The sequence below is a fragment of the Bifidobacterium sp. RTP21102st3_E2_RTP21102_210122 genome (assembly GCF_040916945.1).
Taxonomy (GTDB): domain Bacteria; phylum Actinomycetota; class Actinomycetes; order Actinomycetales; family Bifidobacteriaceae; genus Bifidobacterium; species Bifidobacterium longum.
This window is the reverse complement of the sequence record NZ_JBCPAN010000003.1, coordinates 280,956-299,253: the sequence shown is the minus strand read 5'-3', so window position 1 is coordinate 299,253 and position 18,298 is coordinate 280,956. Positions and strand designations below refer to the sequence as shown.

Annotated in this window: 28 protein-coding genes and 1 tRNA gene; all 29 read left to right on the top strand. The window is 63.0% G+C overall.

Going from position 1 to position 18,298, the window contains the following annotated elements:
• Positions 1–6: 6 nt before the first annotated feature.
• The 29 genes from AB5287_RS05170 to AB5287_RS05030 all read left to right on the top strand — a co-directional run bounded on the left by AB5287_RS05170 (position 7) and on the right by AB5287_RS05030 (position 18,164).
• Positions 7–168, top strand: a complete 162-nt coding sequence (locus AB5287_RS05170; RefSeq protein WP_368220824.1) for a hypothetical protein — start codon at positions 7–9, stop codon at positions 166–168.
• Complete coding sequence (locus tag AB5287_RS05165) at positions 155–547, top strand: hypothetical protein (RefSeq protein ID WP_115796656.1); 393 nt, start codon at positions 155–157, stop codon at positions 545–547. Before AB5287_RS05170 ends, AB5287_RS05165 begins: the two co-directional genes overlap by 14 nt.
• On the top strand, positions 544–939 hold the full coding sequence (locus AB5287_RS05160) for a hypothetical protein (protein ID WP_368220822.1): 396 nt from the start codon (positions 544–546) through the stop codon (positions 937–939). Before AB5287_RS05165 ends, AB5287_RS05160 begins: the two co-directional genes overlap by 4 nt.
• The gene (locus AB5287_RS05155) at positions 926–1,936 is read left to right on the top strand and encodes a hypothetical protein (protein ID WP_368220821.1); all 1,011 of its coding nucleotides are present in this window, start codon (positions 926–928) and stop codon (positions 1,934–1,936) included. Before AB5287_RS05160 ends, AB5287_RS05155 begins: the two co-directional genes overlap by 14 nt.
• 16 nt (positions 1,937–1,952) lie before the next feature.
• The gene (locus AB5287_RS05150) at positions 1,953–2,861 is read left to right on the top strand and encodes a hypothetical protein (protein WP_007058834.1); all 909 of its coding nucleotides are present in this window, start codon (positions 1,953–1,955) and stop codon (positions 2,859–2,861) included.
• 12 nt (positions 2,862–2,873) lie between these two features.
• On the top strand, positions 2,874–3,029 hold the full coding sequence (locus tag AB5287_RS05145) for a hypothetical protein (RefSeq protein WP_368220884.1): 156 nt from the start codon (positions 2,874–2,876) through the stop codon (positions 3,027–3,029).
• Positions 3,030–3,129: 100 nt separating this feature from the next.
• Complete coding sequence (locus AB5287_RS05140; protein ID WP_368220819.1) at positions 3,130–5,424, top strand: bifunctional DNA primase/polymerase; 2,295 nt, start codon at positions 3,130–3,132, stop codon at positions 5,422–5,424.
• A 205-nt stretch (positions 5,425–5,629) separates the two neighbouring features.
• Positions 5,630–6,001 carry a hypothetical protein gene (locus AB5287_RS05135; RefSeq protein ID WP_368220817.1) on the top strand — a complete coding sequence of 124 codons (372 nt, stop codon included), beginning with the start codon at positions 5,630–5,632 and terminating at the stop codon, positions 5,999–6,001.
• A complete protein-coding gene (locus AB5287_RS05130) occupies positions 5,998–6,222 on the top strand; it encodes a hypothetical protein (protein ID WP_288688537.1) in 225 nt (74 codons plus the stop codon). The genes AB5287_RS05135 and AB5287_RS05130 overlap by 4 nt, the downstream gene beginning before the upstream one ends.
• A 3-nt stretch (positions 6,223–6,225) precedes the next feature.
• Positions 6,226–6,420 (top strand): hypothetical protein, encoded by a 195-nt coding sequence (locus AB5287_RS05125; RefSeq protein ID WP_269354117.1) that lies wholly within the window; start codon positions 6,226–6,228, stop codon positions 6,418–6,420.
• Positions 6,401–6,643: a hypothetical protein gene (locus AB5287_RS05120; RefSeq protein WP_269354118.1), complete on the top strand. Its 243-nt coding sequence runs from the start codon at positions 6,401–6,403 to the stop codon at positions 6,641–6,643. Before AB5287_RS05125 ends, AB5287_RS05120 begins: the two co-directional genes overlap by 20 nt.
• Complete coding sequence (locus AB5287_RS05115) at positions 6,640–7,146, top strand: hypothetical protein (RefSeq protein WP_368220815.1); 507 nt, start codon at positions 6,640–6,642, stop codon at positions 7,144–7,146. Before AB5287_RS05120 ends, AB5287_RS05115 begins: the two co-directional genes overlap by 4 nt.
• Positions 7,147–7,169: 23 nt before the next feature.
• Complete coding sequence (locus AB5287_RS05110) at positions 7,170–7,937, top strand: hypothetical protein (RefSeq protein ID WP_368220813.1); 768 nt, start codon at positions 7,170–7,172, stop codon at positions 7,935–7,937.
• Between the two features lie 182 nt (positions 7,938–8,119).
• Complete coding sequence (locus AB5287_RS05105; RefSeq protein WP_242668377.1) at positions 8,120–8,308, top strand: tensin-4; 189 nt, start codon at positions 8,120–8,122, stop codon at positions 8,306–8,308.
• Positions 8,305–8,658 (top strand): HNH endonuclease, encoded by a 354-nt coding sequence (locus AB5287_RS05100; RefSeq protein WP_115791026.1) that lies wholly within the window; start codon positions 8,305–8,307, stop codon positions 8,656–8,658. The genes AB5287_RS05105 and AB5287_RS05100 overlap by 4 nt, the downstream gene beginning before the upstream one ends.
• Positions 8,659–8,792: 134 nt before the next feature.
• Positions 8,793–9,230: a hypothetical protein gene (locus AB5287_RS05095; protein ID WP_101628974.1), complete on the top strand. Its 438-nt coding sequence runs from the start codon at positions 8,793–8,795 to the stop codon at positions 9,228–9,230.
• On the top strand, positions 9,199–10,662 hold the full coding sequence (locus tag AB5287_RS05090) for a terminase (RefSeq protein WP_101628973.1): 1,464 nt from the start codon (positions 9,199–9,201) through the stop codon (positions 10,660–10,662). The genes AB5287_RS05095 and AB5287_RS05090 overlap by 32 nt, the downstream gene beginning before the upstream one ends.
• Positions 10,659–12,161 carry a phage portal protein gene (locus AB5287_RS05085; protein WP_368220810.1) on the top strand — a complete coding sequence of 501 codons (1,503 nt, stop codon included), beginning with the start codon at positions 10,659–10,661 and terminating at the stop codon, positions 12,159–12,161. Before AB5287_RS05090 ends, AB5287_RS05085 begins: the two co-directional genes overlap by 4 nt.
• The gene (locus AB5287_RS05080; RefSeq protein ID WP_101628971.1) at positions 12,082–13,368 is read left to right on the top strand and encodes a hypothetical protein; all 1,287 of its coding nucleotides are present in this window, start codon (positions 12,082–12,084) and stop codon (positions 13,366–13,368) included. The genes AB5287_RS05085 and AB5287_RS05080 overlap by 80 nt, the downstream gene beginning before the upstream one ends.
• Positions 13,369–13,451: 83 nt before the next feature.
• Positions 13,452–13,533 (top strand) — tRNA-Tyr (locus AB5287_RS05075).
• Positions 13,534–13,602: 69 nt separating this feature from the next.
• A complete protein-coding gene (locus tag AB5287_RS05070; protein ID WP_368220808.1) occupies positions 13,603–14,133 on the top strand; it encodes a heavy metal transporter in 531 nt (176 codons plus the stop codon).
• A 31-nt stretch (positions 14,134–14,164) separates the two neighbouring features.
• Positions 14,165–15,061, top strand: coding sequence for a phage major capsid protein (locus tag AB5287_RS05065; RefSeq protein ID WP_115791024.1), 897 nt, complete (start codon positions 14,165–14,167; stop codon positions 15,059–15,061).
• Positions 15,061–15,396: a head fiber protein gene (locus AB5287_RS05060; RefSeq protein ID WP_131213292.1), complete on the top strand. Its 336-nt coding sequence runs from the start codon at positions 15,061–15,063 to the stop codon at positions 15,394–15,396. The genes AB5287_RS05065 and AB5287_RS05060 overlap by 1 nt, the downstream gene beginning before the upstream one ends.
• 11 nt (positions 15,397–15,407) lie before the next feature.
• Complete coding sequence (locus AB5287_RS05055; protein WP_077384789.1) at positions 15,408–15,821, top strand: Gp19/Gp15/Gp42 family protein; 414 nt, start codon at positions 15,408–15,410, stop codon at positions 15,819–15,821.
• On the top strand, positions 15,821–16,144 hold the full coding sequence (locus AB5287_RS05050; RefSeq protein WP_115791022.1) for a hypothetical protein: 324 nt from the start codon (positions 15,821–15,823) through the stop codon (positions 16,142–16,144). The genes AB5287_RS05055 and AB5287_RS05050 overlap by 1 nt, the downstream gene beginning before the upstream one ends.
• Positions 16,145–16,393: a hypothetical protein gene (locus AB5287_RS05045; RefSeq protein ID WP_077384791.1), complete on the top strand. Its 249-nt coding sequence runs from the start codon at positions 16,145–16,147 to the stop codon at positions 16,391–16,393.
• A complete protein-coding gene (locus tag AB5287_RS05040; RefSeq protein ID WP_230307133.1) occupies positions 16,390–16,794 on the top strand; it encodes a hypothetical protein in 405 nt (134 codons plus the stop codon). The genes AB5287_RS05045 and AB5287_RS05040 overlap by 4 nt, the downstream gene beginning before the upstream one ends.
• A gap of 21 nt (positions 16,795–16,815) precedes the next feature.
• Positions 16,816–17,676: a hypothetical protein gene (locus tag AB5287_RS05035; RefSeq protein ID WP_368220805.1), complete on the top strand. Its 861-nt coding sequence runs from the start codon at positions 16,816–16,818 to the stop codon at positions 17,674–17,676.
• A 98-nt stretch (positions 17,677–17,774) separates the two neighbouring features.
• Entirely contained in the window at positions 17,775–18,164 is a 390-nt protein-coding gene (locus AB5287_RS05030; RefSeq protein WP_077384792.1) for a hypothetical protein, read from the top strand.
• The last annotated feature ends 134 nt before the right edge of the window (positions 18,165–18,298 follow it).

Below are 18,298 nucleotides of genomic sequence, written 5' to 3'. Positions count from 1 at the left end.
CTTTGGATGCCGCGTTGCAGGACATGCGGGCCGCTCGGCAAGCCCACCGGACTGGACGAGGCGGTCACCTGCTGCAACCGGCACACGAACCAGACCAAGCATCAGACGGCGTGGTATCCCACCTACGCCCAAATCATCGTGAAAGGCACATCAAATGACTGCGAATGACACGTCAACCATTGAAACCACGGAGGCCGTGAACCCGGACGGGGAATTGCGCCAAGGATTGTTCGCCGCGCAGGCGGCGCGCATCGTCGAACTGCAGGCCGAGATCGCCAGCCGACAGGAGGAAATCGACAATCTCAAATCCCTGATTCTCGACTCGCATCCGGTCGGCACCTACCAGGCCGGCAACCTGAAGGTGCAGGTCAAGCCGGGCGCGCGCCGCATCAACGCCGGCACGTTCGAGAAAGCCTATCCGGCCACCAAGTATCCCGGAGCCTACCAGTTGCGGCCGCGGCCGCTCAGCCAGTTGGAGAAGCTGCTGTCGGCGGACGCGGTGGCCGATTACGCGATGAGCGGCAAGCCTATGGTGGTGGTCTCATGAGCGCGGAACTGTCCAGCCTGGGCATCGCCCAGATCGTGGAAAGCGTTATCGCCGAGTACGACCTGCGTGACGAGGACGGCAACGAGCTGACCGACGACCTGTACGTCATCCGTTCCGAACAGCTCGACGAGCTGGGCCTCACCGTCGCCAGACGCATCCACAAGGCCATACACGAACTGGAGACGCAAGGCAAGACCGGCTTCCCCGTGCATTCGATGGCCTTCGGCAGCATGCCGGTAACCATCGCGGAGGACGGCGACCGCACCTACACGCTGCGCTTCGAATCGGACGAGGCGGTGGCCATTATACGGCTCAGCCAGACCGCACTGGGCGACATCAAGAAACAGATCGACGACCTTCTCAAGGAGGTGAAGAACCATGAGCATGAATGACGCCATTCTCGCCGTAGCACAAGCCCAACAGCAGGGTGACGCGATACCCGTCGACGTGCCGCCCATGACGCAGTCGGCACCCGATATGGACAAGCCGCCGGCAACGCCGAAAACCAAGACGGACACGATGGAGGAACCACGATTGTGGCCGGAGATCCGCCAGCTCATCGAAGCGGATATCCAGAACGCTCCGCGTGAGCTGCAGCGTGAGATAGGCCCATCCGAACTGGGAACGGATTGCGTGCATTGCCTCGCGGCGAAACTGGCGGGCTGGCCGGAGCGTCGTTCGCCGGGTTGGCGGCCATTCATCGGCACGTGCGTGCACGAGCACTTCGAGCAGATGTTCCGCGAGCTGAACAGGGATCCTGCGCACCAGTTCCTCTACACGAGTGAGGACAACGTGACCGAACTCGTGGAGCGCTGGCGCAGCGAATATCGCGTCACCGTAGGCCGATTGCAGGGCCTGCACGGCGGCTATGACGTCACCGGTTCGATCGACCTCTGGGATCGCAAAACCCATAGCACCATCGATTGGAAGAACGTCGGCAACACAACCGTCACCAAGGTCAAAGCCCACGGCCCATCGCAACAATACCGGATACAGGCGTCGCTCTACGGCATGGGCCTGCAGAACGAGGGCGAACGGGTGGAACGCAACTGCATTTACTTCCTGCCCAGCAACAAGACCAGTCTGGGTGATGCTTTGCCCTGGGAGACGAGGTTTGATCCGGAGCCCGGCAAGTGGGCGTTGAGCCGCGCCCAACTGCTCGTCAACCTCATGGACTGCGTGGAGCAGGCGGAAGGCCCCGACGTGCGCGACAGCTGGATCAAACAGTTGCCGGCGGCCGGACCCGACAAGTGCTTCTCTTGCAAGGGCCGGGTCTGGCCCGACATGAGCGCGCTCCCCGAGTTCGACGCTAAGCCATGGCCGGACGTTCCCGACAAATGGCTCCAGCTCATCCCCTTGATTGAACCTGAATACCAGTTCACCGAATAACGAAAGGAAAACAATCATGTTCGGTCAGCAACCACAGCAACAGTATGGCTACCCCCAGCAGGGGTACGGCTATCAGCCGCAGCAGCGTCAGCCCGCCCAGTTGAGCTCGCTCGGCGACCTGCTCGCCGGCAACAGCGCCAAAGCCTACTTCGGCGCGAACAGCCAGCCGGGGGACACGGTGACCGGCGTCATCGAGAAAATCGAGACCACACAGGTCAACGACTTCCAGACCAAGCAGCCCGCCTTTTGGAACGACGGGCGTCCGAAGGAGCAGATCCACGTCATCATCCAGACCCAACTGCGCGACCCGAGCGTAGACGACGATGACGGCCGCCGCTCGCTATGGATTAAAGGCTGGGGCATCCAACTCAAGGCGTTTCGCGATGCCTGCCGTCAGGCGGGCGTGAAGATTCCGAAGCCGGGCGACACCATCACGGAACGGTTCGTGGGTCTCGGCCAGCGGGGCGACGCGCCCCAACCGCCGAAGGTGTTCGAATTCCACATCGAACCCGCGTCCAGCGTCAACAGTCTCGTCAACGGAAGCCAACCCCAGCAGCCTGTCCAGCAGGGCTCCCAGCAGCCTCCCGTGCAGCAGTCCCAGCAAGGTTACGCGCAGCGGCAGTACGCGCCACAGCAGCCTCAGCAGACCCCGAATCAGGGATATCAGACAGCTCCGGTGGACCCGTGGAACCCTCCCGCGCAACAGCAGCCGCAGCAACCCGCTCAGCCGGTGCAGCTCGGCCAGCCGCAGCAGCCGCAGGCTGATCCGATGAAGGTCAACCAGTTGAAGGCGGCGGGCAAGTCCCCGCAGGAGATCGCCAGACTGTTGGGCGTGCCTGTCGAGGCGGTCACGGCCGTCACCGACCAGGCGCAGCCGCAGAACCACGGAGGTTCGGAACAGCAATTGGAAACCGGTGAATTCTGATGGACGAGCTTTTTGAAGTATATGCAGAACCAGCAGAAGCAGCTGGCCACGCAGATCAGCGAGGTCGACCTGTGTCCCGAAGGTCTGTCGCCCGTCAGTATCGAGCTGCTTTCACTGAAGCTCGTGCTCGCAGGCTGGCATAACACCAAGGACTCGGATAAAGGCTGAGTCCCGTATTGCCGTCGCCGTATCCAAGCGGCCGGCCCTGTTGCGACGACGGGCACGGCACCACACACATTTTCACACTACGTCAAAGGGAGTTTCGAAGATGACCGACATCTACGGATACACGGCAGCCGCACCCCTGTACCGTGCGGCTGGATGGATGCAGGTCATCCCCCTGCCCGAGGGACGCAAGACCCCGCCACCCGCTGGTTTCACTGGACGCAGCCGCAAACCCGTCACCGACGAACAAGTACAGGTCTGGTCGCAGGCGACCCCGGACGCGAACACGGGAATCGTCATCCCCGAAGGCGTATTGGTGTTGGACATCGACGCCGCACAAGGCCATCAGGTCAAGGCGGACGGGGCGAAAGGCATCAGCGAACTCTCTCAGGAACTGGGCATGCTTCCGGCCACGTGGAGCAGCACGGCGCACGGCATCGACAGTCCGGCACGCCACCTGTTCTACAAGGTGCCCGAAGGGCTCGCCTGGAAGGGCGGCGCCATCGAGGGGGTGGACATCCTGCAGCCCGGCCACCGGTATTCCGTGGTCTGGCCGTCGATCCACCCGAGCGGCGAAATGTACTGCTGGTACACGCCAAGCGGCGCATTCGCCAGCACACTCCCCCACATCTCGGATCTGGCGACCCTGCCATGGAAGTGGGTGGACTACCTGCGCAAACCCGACAGCATGGCGAACCTGACACATTCAAACCCGTCGACCACTCCAATCGCCTCTAATCCGAGGGGATACGACGACCGCATGTGCAAGGCGGTCAACACGTTCCTCAACAAGACGCTCGCCAACCCCGCTTCCAAAGGCTCAAGGCATGACACCACGCTGCAGGCCGTCTGGGCGTTGGTTAACTTCGCGCAGGAAGGCCATCGTGGAGCGCTCGACGCCATCAGCCAATTGAAGCCACGGTTCATCGCCGAGGTGGCCCCCGACCGTCAAGGCAAGGAGCGTGAGGCGGCACGCGAATGGGCCAGCATTCTCAGTGGCGCGATGGAGAAGGTCAACGGCGTGCAATCGCATGTGGATCCGTGCGAGCAGTCGAAAATCGAACGCATGACGCCCGGCGAGTTCAACGAACTCACCCAAAACGCGGCTGCGAGTCAAATGGAGGAAAGCCACCCGGAAGCAGTTCAAAACACTGGAACAATGCCGGTTCAAGCCGGTTCAACACCCGTCGCATCGGTTCAAAACGGTTCAATGGAAAGTCACGAGGCAAGTAAAAACGCCTCCTCCAGCTGGCAGTTCGAAGACCTCACCCAGCTCGCTTCCGGCATTGAACTGCCGCCCACCCCCACCGTGTTCCAACGCGAGGACGGCCAAGGATTGTTCTACCGTGGCGCGGTCAACGATTTGCACGGCGAGCCCGGCTGCGGCAAAAGCATGATCGCCCAAATCGCCACCGCGCAGGAATTGAAGGCAGACCGTGACGTCATCTACATCGACTACGAGGATTCCGCACGCAACGTGGTCAAACGCCTCCTGCTGCTCGGCGTATCCGGCGAACAGATCATCGGTCACCTGCACTACGTGCGCCCGTCCGCGAAGCCCAGCAGCCCCACCAGCCTCGGCGGCTGGCGCGAAACCCTCGACTACGCCGATACCGCCACGCTCGCCATCATCGACGGCGTCACCAGCTGCCTCGCCTACGCCGGCCTCGACAGCAACAGCGGTGACGACATCGCCGCCTGGTACAACACCATGCCACGACTCATCAGCGCCTGTGGGCCAGCAGTCGTACTCATCGACCACGTCGTCAAAAGCAAGGACAACCGGGGCCGCTACGCGGGCGGCAGCATGCAGAAACTCGCCCTCATCGACGGCATCAGCTACAGCGTGGACATGACCAAACCTGTCGGCAAGGGCGTGAAAGGCACCATCGTCATCAAATCAGGCAAAGACCGAATCTCGGAGATCGAGGAGCATTGCGCCGTCAGTTGGAGTTCGAATGGCTCGCACCTGCGCGAAGCCGCACGCATCGAAATCAACAGCACTGACCCGAAACTCATGCGCGTCACCATCGCACGACCAAACATGATGCCCAGCGATGAAACCACACGACAGCGCGGCCTCGAACGACCCACCGGACTCATGGAGAAGATCAGCCGGATCGTCGAGAACGCGCCCGAGGAGCCGAACCAGACCGAAATCATCGAACTATTGAAGGACGACGGGTCAAGCGCACGGAAGACCACCGTGCTCACCGCCATCAACCGGCTGCTCGAAGGCGGATGGATATCCAACCGCTCCGGAAGAAACAACCGGAACATCTACGCCAGCGTCAGACCATACCGGCAGATGAACGACCCAAAATCGGACGCTTTCGTGGACCGTATGAGCAGGGAGGAGGCGAACGAATTGGAAGACGAAAACCATCTCGAAATCTAGTTGTTCCCGTTGTTCCCAGTTGTTCCGAGTTGTTCCGGGAACAACTGGAGTAGCGATGTCCAGCTGTTCCCAGCACTCCCCACCCACACTACGTGTGTGGGTGGGTGCGGGAACAACTGCGACTCGGCCCTCCGGAACAGCAAAAAAAGCACGTCAACGACACTAGTTGTTCCCAATCAAGAAAACGTCAGAAAGGAACCACGAAATGGCACTCACATTCAGGGAGCAGATCGAAGCGACCGCATGGGAGCTTGGCAATGGAGAGGGAACCACGCCCGAGCTTCGAAAGCGCTTCGATGCGGATTCTGAGACCCCGAACTTCGATCCGACCAAGGCGTTGGAGATGCTGCACATACTCCAGCTCATCAACTACAAGCAAGCCGGCAAGGGACGCGGACGCGCCCGCTGCCACTATCTGAAGAAACCCGAATACGGACTACTCAACCTCAATGAGCCGAAACCAGCTCCCAAGGACGAGCGGGAGCGGGAAAACCGCATCCAATGGGCCAAGGACTTCCGCCTCATCGCAGACTGGCTCGACGCGAACTGTTACACGACCGAAAGCGAGGAAGCATGAAAGAATCCGTCACCATCCAATACCTCTGCGAGGATGCTGACACCAATCTGGTCGAAACTATCCCAATCGCCTCCATCGGCATCGACCAGTGGAGTCAAGGCCATCCCGTCCTGTTCAACCTTGACCGGAGAGGACATCACGGCCGCCGTATGCTCAGCGTACTCATCACCGCCTGCGAAGCGGTGCTGCATGAAATCCAGGACATCAAATGGGAGGACTGACCCATGGCCGAACCGATTGACCTCACCCAACAAGCCCTCAACGCATTGGCCTCATCGGGGCTGGGCAACGACAGTCCGGCCGAGGCGTTCGTCATCGGCTATCGGAACGGATGGCAGCAAGCCGTCGACCTGTGCATACGAATCGAAACGGCACTCAACGACGAAACGGAGGAAACAAATGAGCATCATCGACCGTGAGATAGAAGCCCGGGAACAACGCGACCCCTCGTACGTCGACGCCGACTTGCAATGGGCATGGGCAAGAGGATACAAGGCCTGCGCAAACCGCGAAATCACCGAGGAGGAGATTGCCGCCGCCATGGACGAAACCCGAAAGTTCATCGCGCTTCCTGGCGCATGGCTGGAAAACATCATCAGAACCGCCTTCAACGCGGCGAGGAGAAAGGCGACGGAGGAATGAGCAGCCCCCGCGCCCGTGAGCGCAAGCCCCCATGGCTGCGCCAATTCATCCCGAAATCCAGTCCCCTCGTGGTCACTGTCTGCGAGGGGTGCGGCCTGTACATTATCCAGGATCGGGAGAGCGTGTGGGAGTCATGGGACTGCGGACTTGTGGAGGGTGATGACCTGACCGTGGCGATAATCCTCGGCCGCCCATTGACGCGCGTGGTCTGGCTGCCCTCCGTCGGGCACCCACTGTTGCGCAGCGTGAGCGGATGTGCGGGCATCAGGCCGGACGGCCAATACCTCGCCGGGCACACTTGCCGCTTGGCGAGGGTGAGCGTCAAACCGTTCACGCCGCCGAAAATGGAGCGTCCGCCGGGCAAACCGTGGGGCGGGCCGAGACTGTCGAAACAGGAGATAGCCGAATTCAAACGCATCTGGAATATGCCGTATTCGCGGCTCAAATACGAGAAAGCCCCAACCATGGTCGGCCAGGGCGATGAGAAGCAAACATTATTCTAGCCGACCAGCCGGAAGGGGCCAACGTGAACTGCCAGAACTGCAAAACGATAACCGAAGGGGGATATTCACTGTGCGAGACGTGCGAACTGCGTTTCGCCGGCACGCTCCTGCGACTGGCGCGCGACGTCACGCCGTTGCATGACTCGTTGGACGCGACCCTGCATCCGGGCGGGCATTCGCCAGTGCGCATCCAGACGGCCACGCCGCCGACACCGATACGACTTGACGTGCTCGATTTGCTGGATCTGCTCGACGCGACGGCGCGTGAGCTGTGGCGTTGCCTCGACGGCATCGACGCACTCGACTGGCATAGGGATCCACGCATGGAGGACCTCAAGGCCACGCTCATCGCATGCGCCGGCCACCCCAGGCTCTCTACATTCGCGGACGCCGGCCTCTACATGCACATCATCAACAACCTCGCCCGCAAGGTCGACCTCGCATTGGATCCTCCCGAGCAGCGCATGGAGATCGGCACGTGCGAACTATGTGAGACCATGCTCACCGCAGGAACCGCAGACCAGTGGGTCACCTGTCCCGTATGCGGGCGCGAACAGCGAGCGCAGACCGTGAAACTGCGTAGGCTCAAGACATTGTGCTGGGATGATTCCAAGCGAGGGTCTGCCGCCGACATCGCCAAGGCATTCGCCGAGGCTGGTATCAAGGTCAGTCGCAAGACCGTCACCACGTGGGAGCAGCGCGGCAAACTGCCCCGTCACGCGGACGGATACGCCTACTGCGACGTGTACCGGCTGCTCGTCGGCCCCGATTTGACAGAATCCATTGGGTGAAGCCATAATAAGCAGTGGCAGAAGTGTCGAAAAACCCAGCTCACGTGGCTGGGTTTTCGCATATCCAGCCACATCTCATGGGCTGAGAGTACTCCGCCGGCAGCGTCCAAAGCACCGGCGCCAGTCAGCCCGCCACTCTTTTCATTTGATTGTGAGGCGATGACGCCATGACAATGCCGGGCATGCCGACCATCAGCCTGCGGATCACGTGCAAGGGGAACACCCTCGCCGACATCGACGCCCTGCCCGTGCCCGTGAGCGTCACCCCGTCCGGCCATCTCGTGGTCGACCCCCTCGAACCGGTCATGCGCCGGGCCGTGCAGGCGTTCGTGGACGCCTGGCAGCGGTCGTGCGACAAGGCCGGGTTATGAGCGGCCGCCGGGGCAACACCCGTCATGCCAATGGCTGGCGACGCCAGCAGGTCGTGGCCCGCGTGCTGGCGGCCTACGACACGTGCCACCTGTGCGGCCGGCCCGTGGACAAATCATTGCCGCCGGGATTGCCGGGCTCGCCCGAGGTGGACGAGATCATACCCGTCAGCAAGGGCGGCTCGCCCTACCTGTTCTCCAACTGCCGGCTCGCGCACCGCTGGTGCAACCGCATCCGCTCCAACCACAGCGTCGAATGGGCGCGCGAACACATCAAACAAACATTCGAACAGGGGCACACGGCCGACCTGAGAGCCACCTCGATGCCGTTGACCACGAGCGGCGACTGGTGACGTGGGGAGGAGACCCCGTCCGCCCCGGTCGAAGCCCCCTCGGGCGCAGGGCCGATATCTCCCCGGCATGTCAAAACGTAACGCCTTGGCCGGCCGTTACGTTATCCCGTTACGTTTTTTTGGAGGTGAGCGCGGTGATTTGCGAGGAATGCGGCCAGCCGTTCACCCCGTCCGGCCGTGGAAAGAAAGCGAAATACTGTTCGGCCAAATGCAAGCAGCGCGCCTACCGCAGGGCCAAGCGCATGAGCCGCATCACCACGCCTCCCGCCCCGGCCGGGGACGTGGAACATGAGCCCGAGGCGATGGACGCCCTCACCGCCGCCGATTTCGAGGCGATGATGAACGACGGGCCCGAGGACTACGTGAGCGTGCTCAAACGCACGCAGGCCCGGCTCAAGGAAGCCATGTTCAGCGCCGGCACCCCGCCGGGCAGCCTGACCGGCATCAGCAAACAGCTGCTCGCCCTGACCCGCGAAATCGAACGGCTCGAAGGCAACCCCGCACAAGGCATGACGACGCAAGAAGATCCGGAGGACGACGATGACGGAGAATTCCGACCCGAAGCTATCTGAGGTCGCACGCCACATCGTCATGCCCTCCGGCATCGTCACCAGCATGTTCCCCAAGGTCAACAAAAGGGCCAAAGCATGCGGCATCCGCTACGACCGCTGGCAGCAGGGACTGCTGACGCTCATCCTCGGCCGAAGGACCGACGGCACGTTCGCCGCCTCCGTCGGCGGCGTGGTGTTGAGCATCTGCCGCCAGACCGGCAAGACCTTCACCGTCTCCAGCCTCGTGGTCATCCTGTGCACGCTCATCCCGAACCTGACCGTCATCTGGACCGCGCACCACAACCGCACCAACAGCAACACGTTCGACCACGTGCGCACCCTGGTACGCAACCCCGCGCTCATCGGATACCTCGACCACTCCGGCCGCACCGACGGCGTGCGCGGCGGCAACGGCATGCAGGAAATCACCTTCGCCAACGGCAGCAAGATACTGTTCGGCGCACGAGCCCAGGGATTCGCCCGAGGCAACGACGCCGTAGACATCATCGTGTTCGACGAAGCACAGATCCTGACCGAACAGGCCATCAGCGACATGGTGCCCGCCACCAACACCAGCCCCAACGCGCTCGTCCTCTACATCGGCACCCCACCGCGCCCCGCCGACCCCGGCGAAGCGTTCACGGAACGCCGCCGCCAGGCGCTCGCCGGCGAGGACGACATGCTCTACGTGGAATTCTCCGCCGACCGCGACGCCGACAGCGACGACCGCGCCCAATGGAGGAAAGCCAACCCGAGCTTCCCGCGCCGCACCAGCGAAACCAGCATGCTGCGCATGCAACGCCAGCTCGGCAAGGACAGCTTCCGCCGCGAGGCACTGGGCATCTGGGACGAAACCGCCACCAATCGGGCCATCAACCCCGAACAATGGACGAAAGCCGCCACCGACACACCCAACATCAAAGGACTGATCGGCTACGCGCTCGACATGAAACCCGACCGCAGCTCGCTGGCCATCGGCGGCGCCGTCAACCACAGGGACGGCACCGCGCACATCGAACTGCGCCGCTTCGAGTCCACCCAATCCAAAGGCACCCAATGGGCGGTCGACTACATCGCCGACCACTGGCCGCGCACAGCAAGCGTGGCCATCGACTCGCAATCACCCGCCATGAGCCTGCTGGCCGACCTCAAAGCCCGGCACGTGAAAGTCATCGTCACCAACTACAGCGACATGGGCCGCGCCTGCGGCAAATTCCTCGACATGCTCAGAGACGGCAAACTCACCCACCTGCCGGACGACAAAGCACCGGCGCTCGCCACGGCCGTGGCCAACGCCACCACACGCAGCATCGGCAAATCCGGCGCCGTCGGATGGAACCCGATGGGCAGCGACATCGACATAAGCCCGCTCGTGGCATGCACGCTCGCCCTCTACGGCACCACCATAACCAAACGAGACCCGGACCGAGTACAGGAGGTCATGATCGGATGAGCGAACAATCCATCAGCTTCGGCAACCCCTACCTGTCCACCGGCTCCTCGTTCATGACACACATCGCCAACGTGCCCGACAACGACATGACGGACATCATCCGCCTGCTGGAGCTGTGGCGCGCCAAATACCCGCGCAACCTGCTACGCTCCGCGTTCTACGACGCCAAACAACGATTCAACAACCTCGGCATCAGCATCCCGAACATCGTCGCCCAGAAAGCCGGCGTCGTGGTCGGCTGGCCACAGAAAAGCGTGCGCGCGCTCGCCGACAAGAGCGTGTTCGAGGGATTCGAGACCGCCGCCGGAGCCGACAACCACGGCATCGACGAGATCATGCGCATGAACGAGCTCGAAACCGACATGAGCGAGGCCGTCATCAGCTGCTACAAGCACTCCTGCAGCTTCCTGACCATCGACTACGACCCGGACGACAACGAGCGCATCCTCATCACCCCGCGCTCGGCCGACTGGTCCGCCGCACTATGGGACAACGACCGCCGCCGCATCAAAGCCGCGCTGACCATCACCGACAGCGACAAATGGGGCAACATCACCGCATTCAACGCATGGCTGCCCGGCCGCAACTACGCCTGCATGAAAACCGGATACGGGTGGGACGCGGAACCCCAATACAACCGGCTCGACCGCGTCGCCGTGGTGCCCATCGTCTACGACAAGCAGATGGACCGCCCCTTCGGCCGCTCACGCATCAACCGCGCCCTGATGAACCTGACCGACATGGCCATGCGCACCATGGTCCGCATGGAAGCGTCCGCCGAATTCTACTCGGTGCCCAAAATCTGGTTCCTCGGCCTGAGCCGCGAATCCTTCCAACAGGACACATGGAGCGCGCTCGTCAGCAGCATCAACGCGGTCAGCCGCGACATCAACGGCGACATCCCCGAACTCAAACAGGTCTCCCAGGCATCGATGCAACCCCACGGCGACATGCTCGAAACCATCGCCATGCTCGCCTCGGCCGAAACCGACATCCCACCCGAACAACTCGGCATACGACTGGCCAACCCCACCAGCGCCGAAGCGCTCGCCGCCGCCGAGAACCAGCTGACGCGCACCGCGAACCGGCAGAACCGCATGTTCTCCCGCCAGCTCCTCAACGCCATGGGCATGGCCGTGCAACTGCGCGACAACAGCCCGCAGCCGCCCGACCTGACCGGCATCCGCCCCCTGTGGGCGCCGACCCGCGAGGTGAGCGACGCGGCAAGAGCCGACTACTACACGAAGGTCGCCGGCGTGAACGGCGACTGGGCGGATTCCGACGTGGGACTGGCCAAGCTCGGACTCACGGCCGGCGAGCTCCAATCGTTCCGCGCCTACCAGCAGCGGATGAAGGCGCAGAGGAACATCGACCAGCTCAGACAGCAGCGGATGAACCCGCAGGACACGGAGGCGGCTGATGGCAGCGAATCCGAAAGCCCCTCCGGAACTGCAACGGCTGTTGGACAGGGCATACAGGGACTACCAGACCGATCTTGACAACCTCAGGGAGGGCGCGGCCGACGTCATCGAGAACATGGTCGACCGCGACCCTTTGAACGTCAAGGACGCGATCCGCGACTTCTCCCGCGACGCCTCCCAGCTGGCGAACGAATACTACGACACCGTGCGCGGCCTGTGGAGCGAATACGCGGGCGTCCGGCTCGACGACTTCGACCACACGCGGCTCATCGACCCCGACCGCGCCCTCTGGCAGGTGCAGGGCGGCTTCAACAACACCGACTACGCCGGCCTGACCTACACGCAGGTCAAGAACGGACAGTCACGCGCGGGAGCCACGATCGAAGACCTGTGGCCCGATCTGGGCAACCCGGATGACGCGATGCAATTCGTCGCCGACATGATCAACGCCTCCGCACGCCTGACCACCCAACGCAACATGCGCATCGACCCGTCGAAACCACGATGGGCCAGAGTGCCGCGCGGAGCAAGGACATGCGCGTTCTGCACCATGCTCGCATCACGGGGCTTCACCTACCTGAGCGAAGACTCGGCAGGCCTGGAGATGCAATACCACCGGGACTGCGACTGCCAGATCGTCCCCAGCTGGGGCCGCCAGACACTCGCCGGATACAACCCCGAACGGCTCACCGCCATGTGGCAGGAAGCCAGCAAGGGAGGCGGCGACTACCGGGAGAAGCTCAAGCGCATGCGCCGGGACAATCCCATGGCGTTCACGGACGGCGTCTACCCGACGCCGACCATGCCGTGGGAGCAGTCCGTCAGACTCCTGTCAATGAAGGGAGAGCCAAAAGGCACTGCGGAATCCTGGTACCGGCGCCAGCTCGCCGTCGGCGTCGACCCGAGCAGGGAAATCCTCGAACGGCACGAGATCGTGTTCCTCGAGAAGTTCCAGAAGCTGGGCGAGGAATACGAGTGGATACCGAAAAGCCATGACGGCAAGCCCAGCAACGACTTCCACTGGCTGAGCCACGAATGCGACGCCGAACTGAAATCACCGGCAGGCCTGAAATACAGGAACGTGGCCCAACGCATCAACGACGCCGTCGTCGGCGGCGTCGAACAGGGCGTTGTCAAGGACGTGTTCGTACTGGACTTCGGAAGCACGAAACTGCCCGACAAGTTCGTCAACCAACTGTCGCTGTACAACGCCCGTCATGAATCCCACATCAAAGAGCTGTGGGTGTTCGACTCGGAAGGATTCCACCAAATCGTATTGAAATAGAAAAACGGGGATAACCCCCCGGATTATGTGCCGGTCTCAAGAGCCGGTTACGTGGGATCCCCGTTACCTCGATTCTACCATACGGCGGGTTGCCAGAGAGGCCGATCGGGGCCGACTGTAAATCGGCTGCACCACGCCACGCAGGTTCGAATCCTGCACCCGCCACTCCACACCACCCGCACGGGTGGTTTTTACGCCCGGAACGGGCCCCATCAACCACAAAGGAGAACCATCATGCACGACATGCCGCACTGGCACCGATTCCGCAACAACCTTCGTCTCATCGATTCCGGCGCGGACGAAGGCGGCTCCGGCGACCCCGCAACGGGAGACCCGGCCGACACCGGCGAGGACATCGACTGGAAGGCGAAGTTCGAGGAGCAGCGCGCCCACTCGCGCAAATGGGAGCAGCGCGCCAAGGACAACAGCAAGGCCGCCGAGGAACTGCAACAGTTCAAGGACTCGCAGCTGTCCGAAGCCGAGAAGGCCGCCAAACGCATCAAGGAACTCGAAGCCGCCAACGCCGCCTACGAGGCGGAGAAACAACGAAACGAGTGGAAGGCGCAGGTCTCCAAGGAGACCGGAGTGCCAGCCTCGCTGCTGCACGGCGACACGCTCGAGGCCATGACCGCGAACGCGAAGGCCATCGACCAGTACGCGCACCCCAAGCCCAAGGGCATGCCCAACCAGGGCAAGACCCCCGACGGCAAGGCCGCAGGAGCCGACGAACGCGCATGGGCCGACGACCTGTTCTCCAACCTCTAAACGCAATCATCCCCCAGAAAGGAACAACATCATGGCAATGGACACCAGCAAACTCCACCTGCCCAAGACCGTCGCCACGGCCGTCGTCAACAAGGTCAAGGAGACATCGACCATCGCGGCCCTGTCCCCGAGCAGCCCGCAGATCTTCACCGACAAGGAATACATGATCTTCAACGGCGCCGCCGAGGCCGACGTGACCGCCGAAGGCCAGACCAAGAGCTCCTACGAGCAAGACCTGAACTACGTGAGCGGCAAGACGTTCAAGGTGCAGACCACCACCCGCGTCACTAGCGAGCTCAAATGGGCCGACGAGGACAACCGCTTCCAGATCATCCAGTCCATCCAGGCCGACCAAGCCGAGGCCATCGGCCGCGCCCTCGACTACGTCGTCTACCACGCCATCAACCCCAAGACCGGCGAACCCCTCACCGGATTCGACGCGCTCACGGCCCGCGCCATGCAGGTCACCGCCGGAGACGACGACATCACCAACGTCGACAACCTGGCCGACCAGCTCAACGAGACCTACGACATCAACGGCATCGCCATCAGCCGCACGTGGGCCTCCCGCCTGCGCAAGATCCGCGTACCCGCCACCGGCATGCGCTACTACCCCGAGATCCCGCTCAACCTGCAGGTCGGCACCCTCGACGGCATCAAGGCCGCCACCAGCGCCACCGTCAACGGGGCCAAGGCCAAGACACCCACCCACGTGCTCGCCATCATGGGCGATTTCAGCCTCATCAAATGGGGCATGGTGCGCGACATTACGTCCGAGATCATCCCCTACGGCGACCCCGACCAGACCGGCGTCGACCTCAAAGCCCACAACCAGATCGCCTACCGCACCGAGGCCATGTTCTCCTACGCGGTCATCGAACCCAAGGCGTTCGCCGTGCTCAAGTCCTCCACGGAAGCGGGTGACTGATGAGCGCGTTCACCCAGGACTTCATCATCCAGCCGGCAGGCAAGAAGAAACACAAGACCGGGGCCATGGACGTGCCGGCACGCCTGTGGAACCCCGACGGTACGCCGTTCACCGGCGGCTCCGCCTATACACTGCCCGCCGCCACCACCGCGGCGCTGGGAGGCGTGAAGAAAGGTGCGTCCGTCGCCGCCGTGTCCGCGGCCGATGCGACGGCGGCCGCCGGCACCACGCCGACCAAGGCCGAATTCGACGCCGTGGTAACCGAACTGAACGAGACGAAGAAGAAGCTCAACGCCGCGCTCGCCTCGCTCAAGGCCGCCGGCGTCATCGGATAAGGAGGCCCGTCATGGCCGATGAACCCGAGCCGTTCGCCACGCACGAGGACCTGGAGAAACGCTGGCACACGCTCACGCCCGACGAACAGGCGCAGGCGGACGAGCTGCTGCTCGATGCGAGCGAGAACATCCGCAACCACGTGTCCGTCTACCCCGAGACCCATGAGGATTCGTGGTGGACGGCGCACCGGCGCGGCCTCGAGATCGTCTGCTGCCAGATGGTGCGCACCGCCATGGAGCAGCAGGTGTCCGGCGTGCCCACAGGGGTCACGCAGAACACCGAGACCACCGGCCCCTTCTCCAACTCCTACTCGTGGGCTTCGCCGGACGGCTACCTGCGATGGAACAACGACTACCTCACAGTGCTCGGCTTGGGTGGCCAGCTGGCCTTCAGCATCGACATGGCATCCGGGGAGGTGGTCTGATGGAACGCATCGACGTTTGGCGCGGCGAGCCCGGACTTGACGCCGACGGCAACACCGTGCAGGGCCCGCTGGAACTCGTCATGAGCTTCGACGGGCTCGTGGCCCCGGTGAACACGCCGGAAACGTCCTCGGACGATTCGCATGGCGTGACCTGGGACCACGCCATCTACATCCGTTCCAAGACCCCCACCGGCATCCGCGACACCGACCTGATCGGCGTGCGCGGCAGGCGGGTGCCCGTCGACGGCGTGGTGTGCGTGTGGGAGAAACCCGACGGCACGCACGTCGGCGACGTCGTCAACGTCAGACTGAAGGAGGGGTAGATGGCCCGGAGCAAGGTCAAGGTCGTGCTCGACCGCACGAATTTCAGCGACGAAGTGCTCAAACGCGCCGTCAAACCGGTCATGGACGACGTGCAGGAACAGGTGGAGGGCATGGCGGCCGTGGATCCGGCGATCAAGGTGTACCGCAACGAGGACACCGACCGCACCAACGTTGTCGCCACCGCTCCGGCCGCGTTCGAACAGGCCCACGGAGTGCTGAGCCAGATGCTGGGCATGGTGGTCGTATGAGCGTCATCCGGCCACCCGTCCGCCCGAACCGGGTGGAACCCGTGCTGCTCGAACGTCTGCGCGACCGGTTTCCCGACGTGCGGTTCGGCACCGTCCGCAACCGGGGTAATCCGCCCAGGGAATGCGTGCTGGTCGCCGTGCCCGGCCGGAAGGCCACGCCCGTCAGCCAGCAGACGCGCCTTCGCATCTCCGTGTGGGTGCGTCGCGACGACGGGACCGGCGACATCGACGCCGCGCAGAACCTCGCCGCCGACATCGAACTGTATCTGACCGGCCTGTATCCGCCACGGCCGGTCGTCACCATCGACCACGAGTCGGGGCCGATCCGCATGAGCGACGAGAACGGCTGCCTCATGGCGTACCTCACGCTCCTGCTCACCGTCGAAACCAACCAAGCATAATCATCGAAAGGCGTATGGCAAATGGCCACAGACACTTCGTACATCACCAGCGGCAACCGCGCCGACCTGGTCAAACTCATCAAGGACTACGCGCTCTTCCTGTGGAAGCTCGACGATTCGAACATCCCCACGATGCCCGACTCCGAAACCTGGACGCCGCCGGAGGGCAAGAAGCCGGTCGGCTACAACTCGGAGGACGGCGCGGTACTGCACCCCGAGCCGGGCGACGAGACCGAGATCAAGGGCCACAACGGCGACATCGTGGTCTCCGAACAGGAGCCCGGCTACTGGACCCTGCAGATACCCGGCATCGAATGCCGTCAGGACATCGCCGAAGCCTACTTCGGCGTCAAGGCCGACACCGACGGCAACTTCCATGTCAGGGACGCGGCCACGAACATCGAATACATGGCCGTGCTCGCATGCCTCGACCAGTACGGCAACCCGATCGTGCTGCCCATCGGCAAATGCAAGGTCTCCGACCGCGACGACATGACCCTCGTATCCACGGAGGTCGTGACCTTCAACGTCACGTTCAAGATGTTCAAGGCCTCGGACGGCTACATGTTCCACGTCTATGGTCTGCTCGCGGCCGAGAAGGCCGGACTGGCCACCAAGGTCGACTCGCTGGCCGCCACCCCGAACACGCTGACCGTCGCCGCCGGCCGCACCGCGACGTTCAACGTGACCGTCTCCCCGGCGAACGCCACGGGCTGGACCATCACCGCCACAAGCGGCGACACCGCGAAGGCCACCGCCACCGTCAACGGCAACACCGTCACCGTGACCGGCAAAAGCGCCACCGAAACCGGCAAACCCGTCACCATCACCGCCACCGCCGGCGGCAAGAACGTGACCGTGCCCGTCACCGTCACCGCCTGACCCTGACATTCTTCCCCGCCCACACCGATGGCGGTCCCTGCGGACGGGGAACCCTCCACGCATCGACCGCCGCAACCAATATTTTTTAGGAGACCGCCATGAGCGAAGAAAACAAGCCCATCGAAATCGAACCCGACATCAACACCGACGCCGAACAGCAGCCCGACGTATGCCTCAGCCTCAAGGGACTCGACACCGAAGTCACACTCCCCAACCTCAACTCCGCCGACCTGCCCATCGAACTGGTCAACGTCGTGCTCATCGTCAAAAGCAAGGTCGTCCTGAGCGAGGAGGAGACGTTCCACGCCACCGCCGTGTTCCTCGCCTACCTGCAGGAAATGCAGCCGACCCTGTGGAACAAGCTGCGGAAGGCCGGCAACCCGCTCGGCTGGATCAGCGCCATCGTCAAAGGCTGGGCCGAAGGATCGGGCCTCGACCCAAAATCGTTTACCTCCTCATCCTCCACCAACAGCATCACTCGGCGCTGACCACCGACTGGCTGACCCGCTACCGGCGCGTCTGGAAGCCATGCCACCTCAACGCATGGCTCGACGCGCCAGCCGGCCGCAAACCATCCGGCAACCTCGACTACGAGAGCGCATGGGCGCTCACCCGCGAAATC